This is a genomic window from Chelatococcus daeguensis, from assembly GCF_001887265.1.
GTDB classification, from domain to species: domain Bacteria; phylum Pseudomonadota; class Alphaproteobacteria; order Rhizobiales; family Beijerinckiaceae; genus Chelatococcus_A; species Chelatococcus_A sambhunathii.
Genome location: NZ_CP018095.1, coordinates 2,760,687 through 2,778,452, shown reverse-complemented (window position 1 = coordinate 2,778,452; position 17,766 = coordinate 2,760,687). Strand labels below are relative to the sequence as shown.

At 66.8% G+C, this 17,766-nt stretch carries 17 protein-coding genes; 10 read left to right on the top strand and 7 right to left on the bottom strand.

From position 1 onward, the window contains the following. Positions 1-53: 53 nt before the first annotated feature. Entirely contained in the window at positions 54-416 is a 363-nt protein-coding gene (locus BOQ54_RS13170) for a DMT family protein (RefSeq protein WP_055457896.1), read from the top strand. Here BOQ54_RS13170 and BOQ54_RS13165 read toward each other — a convergent pair whose 3' ends face one another. Then, on the bottom strand, positions 417-1,571 hold the full coding sequence (locus BOQ54_RS13165; protein WP_071924051.1) for a PQQ-dependent sugar dehydrogenase: 1,155 nt from the start codon (positions 1,569-1,571) through the stop codon (positions 417-419). A 142-nt stretch (positions 1,572-1,713) separates the two neighbouring features. Next, the gene (locus tag BOQ54_RS13160; protein ID WP_063189919.1) at positions 1,714-1,932 is read right to left on the bottom strand and encodes a hypothetical protein; all 219 of its coding nucleotides are present in this window, start codon (positions 1,930-1,932) and stop codon (positions 1,714-1,716) included. Between the two features lie 309 nt (positions 1,933-2,241). Between BOQ54_RS13160 and BOQ54_RS13155 the strand changes: the two genes are divergently transcribed. The 8 genes from BOQ54_RS13155 to msrP all read left to right on the top strand — a co-directional run bounded on the left by BOQ54_RS13155 (position 2,242) and on the right by msrP (position 12,194). Beyond that, on the top strand, positions 2,242-3,444 hold the full coding sequence (locus BOQ54_RS13155) for a pyridoxal phosphate-dependent aminotransferase (RefSeq protein WP_055457530.1): 1,203 nt from the start codon (positions 2,242-2,244) through the stop codon (positions 3,442-3,444). Between the two features lie 152 nt (positions 3,445-3,596). Then, positions 3,597-4,109: a DUF992 domain-containing protein gene (locus tag BOQ54_RS13150; RefSeq protein ID WP_055457529.1), complete on the top strand. Its 513-nt coding sequence runs from the start codon at positions 3,597-3,599 to the stop codon at positions 4,107-4,109. A 232-nt stretch (positions 4,110-4,341) separates the two neighbouring features. Continuing rightward, the gene (locus tag BOQ54_RS13145) at positions 4,342-5,322 is read left to right on the top strand and encodes an ABC transporter substrate-binding protein (protein ID WP_245316346.1); all 981 of its coding nucleotides are present in this window, start codon (positions 4,342-4,344) and stop codon (positions 5,320-5,322) included. A gap of 71 nt (positions 5,323-5,393) precedes the next feature. Then, on the top strand, positions 5,394-6,188 hold the full coding sequence (locus BOQ54_RS13140) for an ABC transporter ATP-binding protein (RefSeq protein ID WP_055457527.1): 795 nt from the start codon (positions 5,394-5,396) through the stop codon (positions 6,186-6,188). Beyond that, the gene (locus BOQ54_RS13135; protein ID WP_055457526.1) at positions 6,181-7,005 is read left to right on the top strand and encodes an ABC transporter permease; all 825 of its coding nucleotides are present in this window, start codon (positions 6,181-6,183) and stop codon (positions 7,003-7,005) included. Before BOQ54_RS13140 ends, BOQ54_RS13135 begins: the two co-directional genes overlap by 8 nt. A gap of 116 nt (positions 7,006-7,121) precedes the next feature. After that, positions 7,122-9,176, top strand: a complete 2,055-nt coding sequence (locus BOQ54_RS13130) for an elongation factor G (RefSeq protein WP_055457525.1) — start codon at positions 7,122-7,124, stop codon at positions 9,174-9,176. A gap of 246 nt (positions 9,177-9,422) precedes the next feature. Then, positions 9,423-11,153 carry an AMP-binding protein gene (locus tag BOQ54_RS13125; protein WP_071924049.1) on the top strand — a complete coding sequence of 577 codons (1,731 nt, stop codon included), beginning with the start codon at positions 9,423-9,425 and terminating at the stop codon, positions 11,151-11,153. Between the two features lie 93 nt (positions 11,154-11,246). Then, complete coding sequence (gene msrP, locus BOQ54_RS13120) at positions 11,247-12,194, top strand: protein-methionine-sulfoxide reductase catalytic subunit MsrP (RefSeq protein WP_055457524.1); 948 nt, start codon at positions 11,247-11,249, stop codon at positions 12,192-12,194. A gap of 623 nt (positions 12,195-12,817) precedes the next feature. Here the strand turns inward: msrP and BOQ54_RS13115 are convergent. The 3 genes from BOQ54_RS13115 to BOQ54_RS13105 all read right to left on the bottom strand — a co-directional run bounded on the left by BOQ54_RS13115 (position 12,818) and on the right by BOQ54_RS13105 (position 15,774). Continuing rightward, positions 12,818-13,708, bottom strand: coding sequence for a LysR family transcriptional regulator (locus tag BOQ54_RS13115; protein WP_055457523.1), 891 nt, complete (start codon positions 13,706-13,708; stop codon positions 12,818-12,820). A gap of 72 nt (positions 13,709-13,780) precedes the next feature. Beyond that, positions 13,781-14,743, bottom strand: a complete 963-nt coding sequence (gene trxB / locus BOQ54_RS13110) for a thioredoxin-disulfide reductase (RefSeq protein ID WP_055457522.1) — start codon at positions 14,741-14,743, stop codon at positions 13,781-13,783. Between the two features lie 26 nt (positions 14,744-14,769). After that, positions 14,770-15,774, bottom strand: coding sequence for a mitochondrial fission ELM1 family protein (locus BOQ54_RS13105; RefSeq protein WP_071924048.1), 1,005 nt, complete (start codon positions 15,772-15,774; stop codon positions 14,770-14,772). A gap of 114 nt (positions 15,775-15,888) precedes the next feature. On the opposite strand from BOQ54_RS13105, the gene BOQ54_RS13100 reads away from it, so the two are divergent. Further along, positions 15,889-16,371 (top strand): Lrp/AsnC family transcriptional regulator, encoded by a 483-nt coding sequence (locus tag BOQ54_RS13100; RefSeq protein ID WP_055457520.1) that lies wholly within the window; start codon positions 15,889-15,891, stop codon positions 16,369-16,371. Positions 16,372-16,624: 253 nt separating this feature from the next. Here BOQ54_RS13100 and BOQ54_RS13095 read toward each other — a convergent pair whose 3' ends face one another. Together BOQ54_RS13095 and greA are read right to left on the bottom strand one after the other, a co-directional pair. Beyond that, entirely contained in the window at positions 16,625-17,179 is a 555-nt protein-coding gene (locus BOQ54_RS13095; RefSeq protein ID WP_055457519.1) for a hypothetical protein, read from the bottom strand. 20 nt (positions 17,180-17,199) lie between these two features. Beyond that, the gene (gene greA, locus BOQ54_RS13090; protein WP_055457518.1) at positions 17,200-17,673 is read right to left on the bottom strand and encodes a transcription elongation factor GreA; all 474 of its coding nucleotides are present in this window, start codon (positions 17,671-17,673) and stop codon (positions 17,200-17,202) included. Between the last annotated feature and the right edge of the window lie 93 nt (positions 17,674-17,766).

Here is a 17,766-nt window from a genome sequence, read left to right as displayed (position 1 = left end):
CGGGCGCCCGGATGGCGCATGAGGACGCGCTCCAATCACGTTCGGCCCCACTCATGCTGCCAGCCGTCTCAGCTCCGCACGTCGCGCCGGTCGCGCTCCTCGTCCTCTCCAATGTCTTCATGACCTTTGCCTGGTACGGGCATCTGAAATTCAAGACCTCGCCCCTGTGGATCGCGGTCTGTGCGAGCTGGGCCATCGCCTTCATCGAATACTGGTTCGCCGTGCCGGCCAACCGCATCGGCCACGAGGTCTATTCGGCGGCCGAGCTCAAGACGATGCAGGAGGTGATCACCCTCGTCGTCTTCGCGCTCTTCTCCGTGATCTACCTCAAGGAGGCGCTGACGCTTAACCACCTCGTCGGTTTCGCGCTCATCGCCGCCGGCGCCTTCTTCATCTTCCGCGGACCCCTCGGCTGATCAGCCCGCCGGGCGCACGCGCAGCACCCGGCCGTCGGGGGCATCCGTCAGGAGATAAAGGAAGCCGTCCGGCCCCTGCCGCACGTCGCGGATACGTTCGCCGAGATCGCGCAGCATCCGCTCCTCGCCAACGATGCGGTCGCCTTTGCGCTCCATGCGCACGAGCATCCGGCCGGCGAGCGCGCCGATGAACAGGCTGCCGCGCCACTGTGGAAATGCCTCCCCAGTGTAGAAGGCCATGCCGGAGGGGGCTATGGAGGGATCCCAGTAGTAGAGCGGCTGCTCCATGCCCTCTTTCGCAGTGCCCTCTCCGATCTTGGCGCCGGAATAGTCGACGCCGTAAGTGATGACCGGCCAGCCGTAGTTGAGGCCCTTGCGGGTGATGTTGATCTCGTCGCCGCCGCGGGCGCCGTGCTCGATGGTCCACAATTCACCCGTGTCGGGATTGATGGCGGCGCTCTGCGGGTTGCGGTGGCCGTAGGACCAGATTTCCGGTCGCGCATCCTGCCGGCCGATGAAGGGATTGTCGTCGGGTACGGAGCCATCGGTCCTGATCCGCACCACCTTGCCGAGGTGGGTGGAAAGGTCCTGCGCGCTGTCGCGCAGGTCGTAGCGGTCACCGAGTGTCACGAAAAGCGTGCCGTCCGGGGCAAAGGCAAGGCGGGAACCGTAATGGTTGGCGCCCGTGTGGGCCGGCTCCTGGCGGAAGATGACAGTGACGTCGGCGAGCGCCGCAGCATCGTCGCTCAACCGGGCGCGCGCGACCGCGGTGCCTGCGCCGCCCGCCGCGCGCGGTTCGCCGTACGTTATGTAGAGCGTGCGGTTGGTGGTGAAGTCAGGATCGAGCGCGATATCGAGCAAACCGCCCTGGCCCCGGTCCGCGACGTCAGGCGTGCCGGCGAGAGGGGGCGACACCGCTCCTTCCGGCGATACCAGGCGTATGTCGCCCGGCCGCTCGGTGACGAGCATCGCGCCGTCCGGTAGGAAGGCGAGGCCCCAGGGATGCTCCAGGCCCGATGCGACGGTTTCGAGGACAATCTCGCCGTGCCGGGTCTTCTCGCGCAAGGGCTCGGCATTCTGGGACCTTGCATCGAGCGCAGGCAGGAAGATCAGCGCCGCTGCCGTTGAAAGCCGGCCGCAAAAGCCGATTGACATGGTCGCCTCCGTGATCGCGCAAGGCCAAAGGGCCGGGAAGGTTGCCTGTCAGGCTAAGAAGCGGTCACGGGCGGTCAATGGCTGCAAGGTCACGTTGCTGCGAGGCGAGGCCTTCAGCAACGGATCGACCAGGGTGGCTCCGTCAGGAGACCGAGTGCACGATGACGGCGGGCTCGCGGGCGATGGTCTGGCTGGTGCCGATCCCGGTGCCGATGGCAACCACCGCGGTGCCGAGCGTCAGGATGACAAGAAGCACCAGGGAGAACTTGAACTGGCGTTCCGCTTCGACGCGCGTGACGGAGGCCGCCACGGCGCGTGGCCGGCGGATGTCCGAGAGGCGGATCGGATCGTTGACGTTCATGGCGCGTTACTCCATGTCCACGACCTGTGGACGGGTAAGATTTTGCTGCCGTATACACGGGGCTGCAGTGCGTTGGCGCACAGGGCTTCAGCAATTCAATCTTCCCGCCGGGCTCGATTGTTCCGTGCTTGTCAAATGCCGCGCGGGGCGCATTTGTTCCCGCCGCCAGGTTTCTCCGGTGCCGACACATTCGGCCAATTCATCGATGCCATGAGCACGTTTGGCTTGCTCTCGACGGCTCGCGGCACTACACGAACGGCGCCCGCGCCCGCGCGCGCGGGCCCGACACATCCAATCCGGAGACGCTCCATGGCCTTCCTCGCCGACGCTTTGTCCCGCATCAAGCCGTCCGCGACCATCACGCTCACGCAGAAGGCGAGGGATCTCAAAGCCGAAGGGCGGGACGTGATCTCGCTGTCCGTGGGCGAGCCGGATTTCGACACGCCCGAGAACATCAAGCGGGCTGCCATCGCCGCCATCGAGCGGGGCGAGACGAAGTACACGCCCGTCTCGGGTATCCCGCAGCTGCGCGAGGCCATCGTCGCCAAGTTCAAGCGCGAGAACGGGCTCGACTACAAGCCCTCGCAGACCATCGTCGGCACCGGCGGCAAGCAGGTCATCTACAACGCCCTGCTCGCCACGCTGAATCCCGGCGACGAGGTGGTCATCCCGGCACCCTACTGGGTGAGCTATCCCGAGATGGTGGCGCTCAACGGCGGCACGCCCGTCTTTGCCGAAGCCAGGCTCGAGGACAATTTCAAGCTCCGCCCGGAGGCGCTGGACCGCGCCATCACGAAGAAGACGAAGTGGGTCATCCTCAACTCGCCGTCGAACCCCTCCGGCGCGGCTTACAGCTTCGCGGAAATGAAGGCGCTGACGGACGTGCTCGTGCGCCATCCGCATGTGTGGGTGCTGACCGACGACATGTACGAGCATCTTGTCTACGGCGACTTCACCTTCGTTACTCCGGCGCAGGTGGAGCCGGCGCTCTACGAGCGCACGCTGACCATGAACGGCGTCTCCAAGGCCTATGCCATGACCGGCTGGCGCATTGGCTATGCCGCCGGTCCGGAGCAGCTCATCAAGGCCATGGACCTCGTCCAGGGCCAGCAGACCTCCGGCGCTTGCTCGATCGCGCAATGGGCGGCGGTCGAGGCGCTTGCCGGCCCGCAGGACCACCTGCCACGCTTCCGCAAGGCCTTCGAGGAGCGCCGCGACCTCGTCGTGTCCATGCTCAACCAGGCCAGGGGCCTCTCCTGCCCGACGCCGGAGGGCGCGTTCTACGTCTATCCTTCCTGCGCCGAGCTCATCGGCAAGACGGCGCCCTCGGGCAAGAAGATCGAGACGGACGAGGACTTCGTGCTCGAGCTGCTGGCGACCGAGGGGGTCGCTGCCGTGCACGGCTCGTCCTTCGGCCTCGGTCCCAACCTCAGGATCAGCTACGCCACCTCGAACGAGAAGCTCGAGGAGGCCTGCCATCGCGTCCAGCGCTTCTGCGCCAGCCTGCGCTGAACGCGGCTCGTCGAGCAGGAATGCGACGGGGCCTTCGGGCCCCGTTGTCATTTCGGCCGATGATCGGCTCAGCACATGCGGCAGGTGAGGGAACAGTCGCTCGGGCCGCGCGTTGTTGTCCCATCCTGTCCTCAGACAATGGGAGCCAAGCCGTGAGCAAGCGACCCACAGCGGCCACAACCCTGGCCGCCATCGCGATCGTCGGCATAGGGGTCTTCGGCGCGCATCATGCCTTCGCACAATCGAGCCCGGTGCGGGCGTCACCCAAGACGGAGGTGGGCCGCCTCGCCTGCAACGTCTCCGGCGGGGTCGGCTTCATCATCACCTCCCAGCGCGCTCTGAACTGCCGCTTCACGGACAACCGCGGCCGCACGGAGCAGTATGTCGGCACGATCCGCAAGTTCGGGCTCGACATCGGTGCGACGACGGGCGGCGTGCTTGTCTGGGCCGTCGCAGCCTCGACGAGCCGGCTCGGCCGTGGCGCCCTGCAGGGCGAATATGCCGGCGCGAGCGGCGAGGCGACGGTTGGCGCGGGTGTCGGCGCCAACGTCCTCGTCGGCGGCTCCAACCGTGCCGTCAGCCTCCAGCCCCTTTCGGTGCAGGGCCAGACCGGCCTCAACCTCGCGCTCGGCGTCGCCGACATGCGGCTCGAACTCGCTCGCTGAGAAGCCGCGTCTACAACCGGAGCAAACCCCGGCACAAGCCGGGGTTTTCCTTGTTTACGGCAGCCGGCCGGCCCCGTATTGGTTTGCCCAACGCATCAGCGCCGAAGGCGCATCAAACGGGGTATGCTCAATGACAGGGGTTGCTTCTCGACCGTCGGCGCGTTGGCGCCTGGCATCGATCGGGCGCAAGGCCGCGGTGGCGGCTTTCGTCGTCGTGGGCCTCGCAGGATCCGTGTTGTCCGCCGCGGCGCAGGAGAAGGTGACGGTCGGCGTGCTGCGCTTCGTCTCTTCGGGCGGGCTCTTCCTCGCCGTGGAGAAGGGCTATTTCAAGGACGAGGGGCTCGATGTCGAGCTGAAGTTCTTCGAGGCCGCGCAGCCCATCGCGCTTGCCGTCGTCTCCGGCGACACCGAATTTGGCGTCACCGCTTTCACGGCCGGCTTCTACAACCTCGCCGGCAAGGGCGCGCTCAAGGTCATCGCCGCCCAGGCGCGTGAGAAGAAGGGCTACGAGGGCAACCTCGTGCTCGCCTCCAACGCCGCTTACGAGAAGGGGCTGACGAGCCTCGACAAGCTCTCCGGCAAGTCGGTCGGCATCACGCAGGTGGGCTCGTCCTTCCACTACCAGATGGGGCAGATCGCCGCCGCCAACGGCTTTGCGCTCAAGAGCGTCGAACTCAAGCCGCTGCAATCGCTGCCCAACATGGTGGCGAGCATCAAGAGCGGGCAGGTCGACGCCATCATCATCGCGCCGCATCTGGCCAAGCCGCTTGTCGCCTCGGGCGAGGCGAAGCTGATCGGGCGCGTCTCCGACGTCACCGAATACCAGTTCGGCGGCCTGTTCACGAGCACCAAGATGATTACGGAGAAGCGGGCGACGGTCGAGAAGTTCGTGCGCGCGTACCAGAAAGGCGCCGCAGACTACGCCAAGGCGTTCCTCGCCAAGGATGCCTCGGGCAACATCGCCTATGCGCCCGACAGCGACGCGACGGCCGCGCTCGTCGCCAAACACGTCTATCCGTCGGAAGAGTCGGTCCAGGCAGCCGCCAAGGTCAAGGGTGCGGCCTTCTTCGTGGACGAGAAGGCCCGGCTCGACGTCGCCGACATCCTGACCCAGGTGCAATGGCTGAAGGACGAAGGCCTCGTCGATGCGTCGGTGGACGCTAAGTCGATCCTCGACCTCAGCTTCATCGACGGGCACATCAACGCCAACTGAAGCGCCTGACGAGGTGCGGCGTTCCAGCTGCGGCGGTGCTCCCGCCGCAGCTATTGTTTGAAAGACCGGATATGCAGCTCATTGCCGACCATATCGCCCATGCCTACGGCCCCCTGCCGGTGCTGGACGACATCTCCTTCACTGTCGGGCCGGGCGAGGTCGTCGCAATCGTCGGCCCGTCAGGCTGCGGAAAGTCGACGCTACTGCGCATTCTCGGCGGACTGGAGAAGCCGCAGGCGGGGGCGGCGCTCGTCGCCGGCGCACCGCCTGCCGCCTCGCTCAACCCGCTGACCTTCGTCTTCCAGGACTTCGCCCTGCTGCCCTGGCGCACCGTGGAGGGCAATGTGCGCCTGGTGCTGGAGGGGCATGGCCTCTTGCAGGCGGTCGTGGCAGATACGGTCCGCGATGTTCTCGCCCGTACCGGCCTCACCGATTTCGCCAAGGCCTATCCGAAGCAGCTGTCCGGCGGCATGCGCCAGCGGGTCGGCATCGCCCGCGCTCTCGCGGCGCGGCCGGCGGTACTGCTGATGGACGAACCGTTGTCGGCTCTCGATGCGCAGACGCGCGAACTGCTGATGGATGACCTCGTGCAACTCGTCTCGGCTGAAGGCAGCGCCGAGGCGCTGGGCATGGTCTATGTCACGCACAATCTCGACGAGGCAGTGCGGCTTGCCGACCGCATCCTCGTCCTGTCGCGTCGCCCCGGGCGCGTGCGCGAGACGGTCACGATCGCCGGCGACCGGCGGGCGCGTCGCTCGGACGATCCGGAACTGGTGCGCCGCGCCCGCGAGCTGTGGGATCTGATCCGGGCTGATGCCGCCGAGGCGGATCGGGAACTCGCCGATGGGGAGGCGATCAATGGTTGATGTGGCTCATGACGTGTGCCCGGCGGCCACGGCTGACAAGCGTCCCGTCACGTTCCGCGGCGGGCTTTTCCTGCCGCGCACCCATCGGCTCGTCGGTTTCGCCGCCCTCGTCGCCCTCATCCTGCTGTGGCAGGCCGCCTCCAGCTTCGGCTGGATGAGCCCGGTCCTCGCCCCGAGCCCGGGCGAGGTGATCGACGCCCTCAGGCGCATGGCCCTCAGCGGCGAGCTCGCCACCCATCTCTCGGCCTCGCTCGTGCGGCTTGCGGGCGGCTTCGCCATCGGCGGCACCGCGGGCATCGCCTTCGGCATGGCCATCGGCCTGTCGAGCCTGGTGCGCTCGCCTGGCGCGACGCTGGTCGCTGCGCTCTTCCCCATCCCGAAGATCGCGCTCCTGCCGCTCTTCATCCTGTGGTTCGGCATCGGCGAAAGTTCCAAGGTGGCGACCATCGCTTTCGGCACCTTCTTCCCCATGGTGATCGCGACCTATGGGGCCGTGGACAATGTCGACCGCTCGCTCGTGCGCATGGGTCGCAGCTTCGGCCTGTCCTCCTTCGCCATCATCTCGAAGATCATCCTGCCGGGGGCTCTGCCCGGCATCCTGTCGGGCATGCGCATCGCCTCCTCCATCGGTATCGTCCTGCTCATCGCCGCCGAGATGATCGGCGCCAACGAGGGGGTCGGCGCCCTAGTGCTGGCCGCCGGCAATCTCATGCAGTCTGACCGCCTGCTCGCCGGGGTCGTCGTGCTCTCGCTGCTCGGCCTGACGGTTGCCGGCGTCATCGGGGCCGTCGAAAAGCGCCTGCTCGCCTGGCGTTGAGCGTCGCCGCCCGAGCGGCTGCGGGTGCCACCTCACCGCCACCCTTGATTCGCACGCCCGACGGCGTGACGATCACATGACGGCCCTCGTGGCCGTCATGCGAGGGAGAGGCGGCCATGGATGCCAGCGGTAGAGAACGAGCGGGGCCCCGGTGCATCGCCATCGTCGGCCCCTACCAGAGTGGCAAGACCAGCCTGATGGAGGCCTGTCTCGCCCGCATGGGGGCGATCGACCGGCAGGGGAAGGTGGCGGACCGGAACACGATCGGCGATGCCTCGCCCGAAGCGCGGGCGCAGGGCATGAGCATCGAGCCGAACGTCGCGAGCGGCGATTTCCTCGGCGAGCGCTTCACCTTCGTCGATTGCCCCGGTTCGATCGAGTTCCTGCACGACATGCGCACTGTCCTGCCGGCCTGTGATGCGGCCGTCGTCGTCTGCGAGGCGGACGACCGCAAGGTGCCGGCACTCGAACTCGTCATGCGCGAGCTCGAGGAGGCGGATGTGCCGCGCTTCCTCTTTCTCAACAAGATCGATGCGGCGAGCCGGCGCGTGCGCGAGACGCTCGCCAGCCTGCAGAGAGCCTCGCGCACGCCGCTCCTGCTGCGCCAGATTCCCATATGGAAGGATGGCATAGCCATCGGCTTTATCGACCTCGCCCTGGAGCGAGCCTTCGTCTATCGCGAATATGCCGCGAGCGAGGTGATCGACCTTCCCGTCACCGAGGTCGGTCGCGAGAAGGAGGCGCGCTTCTCGATGCTCGAGCGGCTCGCCGACTACGACGACGAACTCATGGAGGATCTCGTCGAGGAGATCGAGCCGCCGCGCGACAGGGTGTTCGACGATCTCTCGCGCGAACTGCGCGACATGCATGTCGTGCCGGTGCTCTTCGGTTCGGCCGAGCGCGGCAACGGGGTCACGCGCCTGCTCAAGGCGCTGCGCCACGAAGCGCCGCGCCTCGCCGCGACGCGGGCTCGCCTCGGCGTGCCCGAGGAAGGGCCGCCGCTCGCCTTCGCGATGAAGACGAGCCACAACGGCCAGGGCGGCAAGCTGACGCTGGCGCGCGTGCTGCGCGGCCCTATCTCCGAGGGCGACACGGTCGTATCGTCGCGCGGGGGGGAGGCGCGCGTTGCCGGCATTGTCGACCTGAAGGGCCAGGGGCAGAGCCGCCGGACCACGGCGGAGGAAGGCGAGACGGTCGCCTTCGCCCGGCTTGACAATGTCGCGACCTCCGATGCCTTCGCAGTCGGCAAGGAACGCCCGACGGCAATCGTCTCCGTCGCTCCGCCCGATCCCGTCTTCTCGCTGGCGCTCCTCGTGCGCGACCGCAAGGACGACGTGCGGCTGACGACGGCGCTCGGAAAGATCGTCGAGGAGGATCCCTCGCTCGTGCTCGAGCAGCGGCCCGACCTCGGCGAGATGCGTCTGTGCGGCCAGGGCGAGATGCACCTGCGCGTCGCCATCGCGCGGCTCGCGTCGCGCTTCGGCGTTACGGTCGACGTGCGCAAGCCGCAGATCGCCTATCGCGAGACCATCCGCCACGCGGCCCAAGCCCGTGGGCGCCACAAGAAACAGTCGGGTGGTCACGGCCAGTTCGGGGACGTCGTGCTCCATGTCGAGCCGCTGCCGCGCGGCGAAGGCATCGTCTTCACCGACACGATCACCGGTGGCGTCGTGCCCAAGCAGTACATTCCCTCAGTGGAGATCGGCGTGCGCGAGGCGGCGGAGAAGGGACCGCTCGGCTTTCCCGTCGTCGACATGAAGGTGACGCTCACCGACGGTTCGTACCATACGGTCGATTCCTCCGACATGGCCTTCCGCGCTGCGGCAAGACTCGCCATGGCCGAGATGCTGCCGAATGCCAAGCCGGTGCTGCTCGAGCCGATGCTGGCCGTGGAGATCGCCGTGCCCACGGAGGCAATGTCCAAGGCGACGGCGATCATCTCGGCACGGCGGGGGCAGATCCTCGGCTATGACGGGCGACCGGGCTGGCTCGGCTGGGACCTGGTGAACGCCATGATCCCGGAGGCCGAGATGGATGACCTCATCGTCGAGTTGCGTTCGGCCACTGCTGGTGTCGGCAGCTTCTCGGCGCGGTTCGACCATCTGGCGGAACTCAGCGGCAAAGCGGCCGATCAGGTCGTCATGGCCCGCGCAGCGGCAACCGGCGGCTGAGGAGGCGCAGGTTCGATCATCCCTCGCCCTCTTCGCCCGCGCGAAAAGGGCGAGGGATGATTCTCCCCGCTTTTGCGCAGTTTCCTGCGCTGCGTGGTCGCGTCGATGCGGCCGGTGGGCGGCTGCAGGCGCTTTCATGGGGGCATTTCGACGCCGAATCCCGCCTCTATCGACAGTTTTTCCCGCCTGAAAGACAATGCGCGAAGAGCCGGTGCAACCGGCCGGGAACATGAGCGGGAGAACGTCATGGTGGAGGCGATCGAGACGCGACACGGGACCAACGAGCAACTGATGGCGAGGCGGCCATGGCTGCGGTCCTATCCGCCGACAGTCGCCGCGGAAATCGACATCAGCCATCTCGGCACGCTCGCCGACCTCTTCTACGACGCGACGCGCGACTTCGCCGGCCGGCCGGCGTTCGAGAGCTTCGGCAAGGAACTCACCTACGCCGGACTGCGCGCCGCCGCCGAGGCAATGGCATCGTGGCTGCAGGCCCGCGGCATCAACAAGAGCGATCGCGTGGCCCTGATGATGCCGAACGTCCTCGCCTATCCGGCGGCGATGTTCGGCGTGCTCATCGCCGGCTGCACGGTCGTCAACGTCAACCCGCTCTATACGCCGCGCGAACTGGCGCACCAGGTGAACGACGCGGGGGCCCGCGTGCTCGTGGTGCTCGAGAACTTCGCCCACACGGTGGCCGAGGCGCTGCCGCAGATGAAGCTCGATCAGGTCGTCATCGCCACGCCGGGAGACCTGATGGGCCTCAAGGGCGCCATCGTCAATCTCGTCTCCCGGCACGTGAAGAAGGCAGTGAAGCCCTTCAGCATTCCGGGCGCCGTCCGTTTCGCGGCGGTCCTTGCCGAGGGGCGGCGGCGGGCGCCCGATCCGGTTGCCCTGACGCCGCAGGACGTGGCCTTCCTGCAATACACGGGCGGGACGACCGGAGTCGCCAAGGGCGCCGTGCTCACCCACGGCAACATCACGGCCAATGTCGCGCAGATGAAGGCCTGGCTCGAGGGCTGGGTGAAGACCGACGGAAGCCGCCACATCATGGTGACGGCGCTGCCGCTCTATCACATCTTCTCCCTCACCGTGTGCTGCATGATGATGATGCGCATCGGGGCCTGCGGCTTGCTCATCGCCAATCCGCGCGACATCGCCGGCTTCGTGAAGACGCTGAAATCGCGGCCCTTCACCATGATCAGCGGCGTCAACACGCTCTACAACGCGCTTGCCCATCATTCCGGTATCGGGGAGGTCGACTTCTCGCCCGTGCAATTGTGCATCGCGGGCGGCATGGCGACCCAGGCAGCGGTGGCCAAGCGCTGGAAGGACATCAGCGGCAAGCCAATCATCGAGGGCTACGGCCTGTCCGAGACGTCGCCGGTCGTCTCAGCGAACCGGCTCGATATCGAGGAGTTCACCGGTACCATCGGCTTTCCGCTGCCGTCGACGGATGTCGCCATCCGCAGCCTCGACAATACTGATGTTCCCTTCGGCGAAGTCGGGGAATTGTGCGTGCGCGGCCCGCAGGTGATGGCAGGATACTGGCAGCGCCCCGACGAGACGGCGAAGGTGATGACCGCCGACGGCTATTTCCGCACCGGAGACCTCGCCGTCGAGGCGGAGGAGGGGTCCTTCCGCATTGTCGACCGCATGAAGGACATGGTGCTGGTCTCCGGCTTCAACGTCTATCCCAACGAGGTCGAGGATGTCCTCGTCCGCCATCCGAAGGTACTGGAGGCGGCAGTTGTCGGGCAGCCGGACGAGCACTCGGGCGAGGCGGTGCTCGCCTATATCGTCAAGCGGGACGAGAGCCTGACGGAGGAGGAATTGCGTGCCTTCGCGCGCGAGAACCTCACCTCCTACAAGGTGCCGCGCCGCATCGTTTTCCGCGACAGCCTGCCGAAGACAAATGTTGGCAAGGTGTTGCGCCGGGCCCTCAGGGACGAGGCGCAGGCCGGCGGACACCCCTGATCCGGCGCGCGCTCCCGAAGGCGTGAATTGTCGCCGGCCGCGCACGGCTCTACCCCTTTTCACGACGGGCGGATCCGCCTCGGGAGCGCATCCATGCTGATCAGGACACAACCCGGCTGGCGCCTGCCGGAATCGGTGGCCACATCGGAAGCCATCTTCTTCGACCGCCGATCCTTCCTGGCCGGCGCTGCGGGCCTTGTCATGCTGGGCGCCGGTCGCACGGCTCGGGCCCAAGAGGCGGCCGCCGGGCTCTATCCCGCGCCGCGCAACGAGCGTTTCGTGCTCGACCGAAGCGTGACTCCGGAGGAGATCAACACCGCTTACAATAATTTCTACGAGTTCGGCTCCCACAAGCGCGTCGCCGCCGGGGCCGAGGCGCTCGTGAGCGATCCATGGACCATCAAGGTCGACGGGCTCGTCGAGCGGCCTTTCGAGATCGGCCTGGACGAACTCCTCAAGACCATGCCGCTGGAGGAGCGGCTCTATCGGCACCGCTGCGTGGAGGCCTGGGCCATGGCTGTGCCGTGGACGGGTTTTGCCTTCAGCGCCTTCGTGAAGCGCGCGCGCCCGCTCGGTTCGGCGAAATACGTCGTCATGCAGACCTTCCACGACCCGAAGATCGCCCCCGGGCAGCGCCAAACGTGGTATCCGTGGCCCTATACCGAGGGCCTGACCATCGCCGAGGCGACGAACGAACTCGCCTTCCTCGTCACTGGCGCCTACGGCAAGCCACTGCCGAAAGTGATGGGCGCGCCGCTGCGCCTCGCCGTGCCGTGGAAATACGGCTTCAAGTCCATCAAATCGATCAACCGCATTTCCTTCTCCGAGACGCGGCCGACGAGCTTCTGGGAGGCGCTGCAGCCCTCCGAATACGGCTTCTGGGCGAATGTGAATCCCGCGGTGCCGCATCCGCGCTGGAGCCAGGCCGCAGAGGAGATGATCGGTACGGGCGAGATGTTCCCCACGCAGATCTACAACGGCTATGGCGCGTTCGTGGCCGGGCTCTATAGCGGCCTCGTGGGCGAAAAACTCTTCCTCTAGGTGGACCGGGATCCGCTCCTGCAGCATTGCGAGCGTCCCCGCGCAGGAGATGCAATGCGCTTGCGCCCTTTGCCGTCAAAGATTGTGCAAGATTTGAGGTGCACAAGAAAAAGGCCGGGTTCCTGAGGGAACCCGGCCTGAAGTCATGTCCGACCGAAGCCGGAACACTTCCAGAGGGGAACGGCCGAAATGGGCTCTACGCCGGGAGGAGGTGCGGAGCCCATCGCCTTCAGCCATGAGTGATATGGTCCTTCGGCAGCGCTTCCGCAACGCAGGCAGGGACATGTCAGCCATGCATCCAGCGTCGGCATCGTCCAGGGGCACGGCGCACGAGTCGCTTGCGGCAAATGCCAAGAAAAAAGGCCGGGTTCCTGAGGGAACCCGGCCTAAGTCATGTCCGACCAAGGTCGGAACACTTCCAGAGGGGAACGGCCGAAATGGGCTCTACGCCGGGAGGAGGTGCGGAGCCCATCGCCTTCAGCCACAATTGATATCGGCCTTTTCCTGCCTTTTTGCAATGCAACATGGGGCATGTCAGCTATGCAGATGCCGCATGTTTATGCAGGTCATATGTCATAATTCCGCTTCAAAAGCCTGAATATATCCCGCACCGATTCAGCGGTTCAGTAGGTCCAGCGCTGCGCCTTGCCGATCAGGAAATCGCGGAAGACCTGCACCCGCGCAACGTTCTTCATCTCTTCCGGATAGACGAGATAGCTCTCCAGCGAAGGCATTTCGACATCGGTCAGAATCTGCACGAGCCCGAGGCCAGGTTCGACGATGTAATCGGGTAGTACTGCGATGCCGGCGCCCCGCTCGACAGCCTTCTTCAGCGCCGTGATATTGTTGACAACGAGATGGTAGGGGCGCGGATCCTTCGGATCACGGCCCGCTGTCGCCAGCCAGTGCACGGCCAGAAGGTAATGCGGCATCGAGCCGCCGAAGGACAGGATGCGGTGGTTGTCGAGGTCCACCAGCTTCTCAGGCTGGCCGAAGCGCTTGAGATATTCGGTGGATGCATAGACGTGGAAGTGCACCGTGAACAGGCGGCGCTGGATGAGGTCGCCTTGCACGGGCTGGCGCAGGCGGATGGCGACGTCGGCCTGGCGCATCGAAAGATCGAGTTCCTCGTCCGACAGGATGAGCTCCACCCGCACGTCCGGGTAGTGATCCAAGAACTCGCCGATGCGCGGCGTCAGCCAGTTGGTGCCGAGGCCGAGCGTCGTCGTCACGCGCAGGGTGCCCGACGGGCGCTCACGCGACTCGGCGAGGCGCGCGCGCGTCGCGTCGAGCCGCATGGTCATGTCGCGCGCGGCGCGGAAGAGCAGCTCGCCCTGCTCGGTCAGGATGAGGCCCCGGGCATGGCGGTGGAAGAGCGGGGCCTTCAACTCGCGCTCGAGCGCGCTCACCTGCCGGCTGACGGCCGACTGGCTGAGCCCGAGATCATCGCCGGCACGCGTGAAGCTGCCTGCCTCCGCGACAGTGTAGAAAATCCTGATCTTGTCCCAATCCACGGCCGCCCCCGCTGGCCTTCCGCCTGTTGTGCCGGCAGCACCCGGGGGGCCGCCGTCGCGTTTCCTCGTTGGTTATTCGGCCGCCTCGAGGGTGGCCTCGCGGGCAGCGAGCCAGCGCTCGGCATCGAGTGCGGCCATGCAGCCGAGGCCGGCGGCCGTGACCGCCTGCCGATAGACATCGTCGGTGACATCGCCAGCGGCGAAGACACCCTCGACGTTCGTACGCGTCGTGCCCGGCTCGGTCCGGATGTAGCCGCTCGGGCTCATGTCGAGTTGCCCGATGAAGAGCTCGCTCGCCGGCTTGTGGCCGATGGCGATGAAGACGCCGTCCGTGCGGCGCTGGCTGACAGCGCCGGTCTTGAGATTCCTGAGGCGCACGTGCGTTACCGAGGGAGGCGTACCCTCGCCGCAGATCTCCTCGAGCGCTGTGTCCCAAACCACTTCGATCTTCGGATGCTGGAACAGGCGATCCTGCAGGATGCGCTCGGCGCGCAACTCGTCGCGGCGGTGTACCAGCGTGACCTTGGCGGCGATGTTGGCAAGGTAAAGCGCCTCCTCCACGGCCGTGTTGCCGCCGCCGACGACGACGACCTCCTTGCCACGGAAGAAGAAGCCGTCGCAGGTGGCACAGGCCGACACGCCGAAACCCTGGAAGGCCTCCTCCGACGGCAGGCCGAGCCACTTGGCCTGCGCACCGGTGGCGATGATCAGCGCATCGCAGCTGTAGGTGTCCCCGCCGTCGCCGGTGAGACGGAAAGGCCGCTGCGACAGGTCTACGGCGCAAATATAGTCGCTCACGATGCGCGTGCCGACATGTTCGGCCTGCAGGCGCATCTGCTCCATCAGCCAGGGCCCCTGAATGACATCGGCAAAGCCGGGATAGTTCTCGACGTCGGTCGTGATGGTGAGCTGGCCGCCCTGCTGCAGCCCGGTGACGAGCACCGGCTCCAGCATGGCGCGGGCGGCATAGATGGCAGCGGTATAGCCGGCCGGGCCGGAGCCCAGGATGAGGACCTTAGCATGCGTGTGCGTCATGGCGGACCGATCGACTGTTCGCCCTTTCAGGCGTCTGCGACAGGAGCGTCGCGGGGTGAAGAGAGGAAGCGCCTACGATGGGCCTCGTAGGCCCGGGCGACAGCCTCTGCAATGCTCGGCGTTGAATCTAAGGGCTGGTATGCGCTTCCTTCAAGTCTCCCCCGAAAGGCGTGCACAATTCCTGCGCCCCTGAGACCTTCCAGCAACGCTTTGAGGCGCGGATGGCCGCCGCTCGGCTCGAAGACGAGCACCGGCCGGCCCGTGACCGCCGCTTCGCCGGCCATGTTGGTCGAATCGGCCGTGACGACCACGGCGTCCGCGAGGGCGAGCATGGCGACATAGGGATTGTCGCCACGGCCGTCCCACAGATAGACATTCTCCTCCTCGGCGAGATCAGCGAGCGCGGTGCGCAGCGCCGGCGGCGTGCGCCGCGAGGCCGTGATCATCAGCGAGACGCCACTCGCCCGCAGTGACTTGAGATTTGTGACGAAGCCGGCGATGTCGGCAGGCGTGAAGGTGTGGTGCCGGCTGTCGCCCCCAACGAGGACGGCTGCGCGGGGCAGGGGAAGGGCAGCGAGGATGGCCGGCGGCGCAGCCCTGGCGGCGGCGATCCGCGCAGCCGAGATGCGATGCGGCGGCGTCAGCGTTGCCATGACGTTCTCGCCGCGCAGGCGGTCGTGCTCGCCGACCCAGATGAAATCGGCGGCGGAGGTTCCGGTGCGGGGATCCTTCAGGAAGACGGTGAAGGTGCGTCCGCCGGAAGCGTGCTTGACGTGGCGCAGATAAGGCACGGCGCGGCGGCCGGAGGCGATGACAAGGTCGGGAAAGGGCGGTGCGATGGGGCTCGCGGGCTGCCCGGACGCCTCGCGCGGATCGATGGGCCCCCAAGGCATCAGCCACGACCAGGGCGGCCGGGGGGCGATGCGACGCAACTGCGGCTCGATGCCGAGCGCGGCCGCGAGGCCGAGGCACTGGGTTTCGTCGCCCGCCTTGCCGTCGGTGAGAATCCAGGCGCTATCGGCGTGCAACATCGTGAGACTCTCTTGCGAATTTGGCGCCCGAATCATACTAAATCAGGCGATCACCGTGCCCGTGCCACGTCGCATGACGCAATCGTCCGGCACCTGCGAGAAGGATAATCGCGCTTGCGCGTGGAACTCGACGCGACGGACTGGAAGATCCTGAAGGAGCTCCAGGCAGACGGCCGTATCACCAATGTGGAACTGGCGCGCCGCGCCGGACTTTCCGCGCCTCCCTGCCTGCGCCGCGTGCGGGCGCTCGAGGAAGCAGGCATCATCCGGGGCTACCGGGCGATCCTCGACCAGCGGCGCCTGGGCTATGATGTCACCTGCTTTGCCATGGTCAATCTCGCGAGCCAGGCCGAGGCGGACCTCGAGGCCTTCGCCGCGCGCATCCGCCAGATGCCGCTGGTGCGCGAATGCTGGACCCTGTCGGGCGAGACGGACTTCCTCCTCAAATGCGTGGCGCCAGACCTGCGCTCCTTCCAGTCCTTCGTGCTGGAACTGACAGCAATGCCGAACGTGCGCAACGTGCGCACGGCGCTGACGCTCGACCTCGTCAAGGACGAGCCGATCGTGCCCATGGCGGACGGATCGAGGGTGGGGTAGGGGCGGATCGGCGGGCTGGAGGGTCGGGTTATCGATCAGTCGGCGTCGGGATCGCTGGCCCGGCATCCCCCGCCGTCTTGGCCGGGCTTGTCCCGGCCATCCACGCCTTCTGACTTTGCAGGAATTTTCTAAGGCGTGGATGCCCGCGACAAGCGCGGGCATGACGACGGTGAGGATCGAACGAGCGCTGCGGGCGCTATTTGGATCGGCTCGACCGGCGCGATGTCGCGGTGTGCCAGAGAGGCGCCCGGGCCTACCGTCCGACGATCTTGCGCTTGACCCAGTCGGCGTAGAGCTGGGCTATGGTGGCGGCGCGGCGCTGTTCGTTGTCGGCGAGATACCACGGGCCGGAATAGCTCGACGGCAGGGCGAAGAGGATCGGGTAGCGCGCCTCGATCTCGCCGCGGCGGCCGACGATGAGCGCCTCGCCGTCGAGATAGTCGCTGTCGGAGCCGCCCTCGGCGAAATCCCTGCCGTCGATGCGGATCGAGGAGCCTCCTGACCAGGCCGACAAGGTGAGGCTCTTCAGGCGCACGACGAGGCGCGGTGCCGTGCGGTCGCGCGGCGCGAGCCGGTCGGCGAAGGCGTTCGTGAGCGCATCCGACAGGCTGTCGCCGACGAGCGTCGCGAAGGGGCCCTGGCCCTGGGCGACCAGCGCCGAGATGTCGACCGAGATGGCCGAGAGGCGCAGCGCTCCGGCCTCGCCCGCTGGCAGCGGCGTCGTTGCCGGCGCAACGCAGGCGCCGAGCGCCAGCGTTCCGGCGAGCGCGGCCATGCCGAGCAGGTGACGACGCGACACCGTTGCCATGGAAGGCCTCCGAATGCGGATCAGCCGAAGCGGACGTTGATGATCTCGTACGACTTGCCGCCGCCTGGGGTCACCACCTCGACGCTGTCGCCGATGGATTTGCCGATGAGGGCGCGGGCCACGGGGGAGGTGATCGAGACGCGGCCGGAATGGACGTCTGCCTCGGGCTCGCCGACGATCTGGTAGACCTTCTCCTCCTCCGTGTCCTCGTCGACGAGGGTCACGGTGGCGCCGAACTTCACTGTCTTGCCGTTGAGCTTGCTGAGGTCGATGACGTCGGCGCGCGACAGGAGGCTCTCGAGCTCCTGGATGCGGCCCTCGTTGAGGCTCTGCGCTTCCTTGGCGGCGTGATATTCCGCGTTCTCCGAGAGGTCGCCGAGCGCACGCGCCTCGGCGATCGCCTGGATGATGCGCGGACGCTCCTCCTGCTGGCGGCGCTTGAGCTCCGCTTCGAGGGCCGCATAGCCTGAGGCGGTCATCGGGATCTTTTCCATCGCGTACGTTCTCTCACAACAAAGACGCCGTCCGGGGCCGCAATCGTACCCCGTGACGCGTGATGAAACTCGACGTGTTGCGGCCTGCGTCTC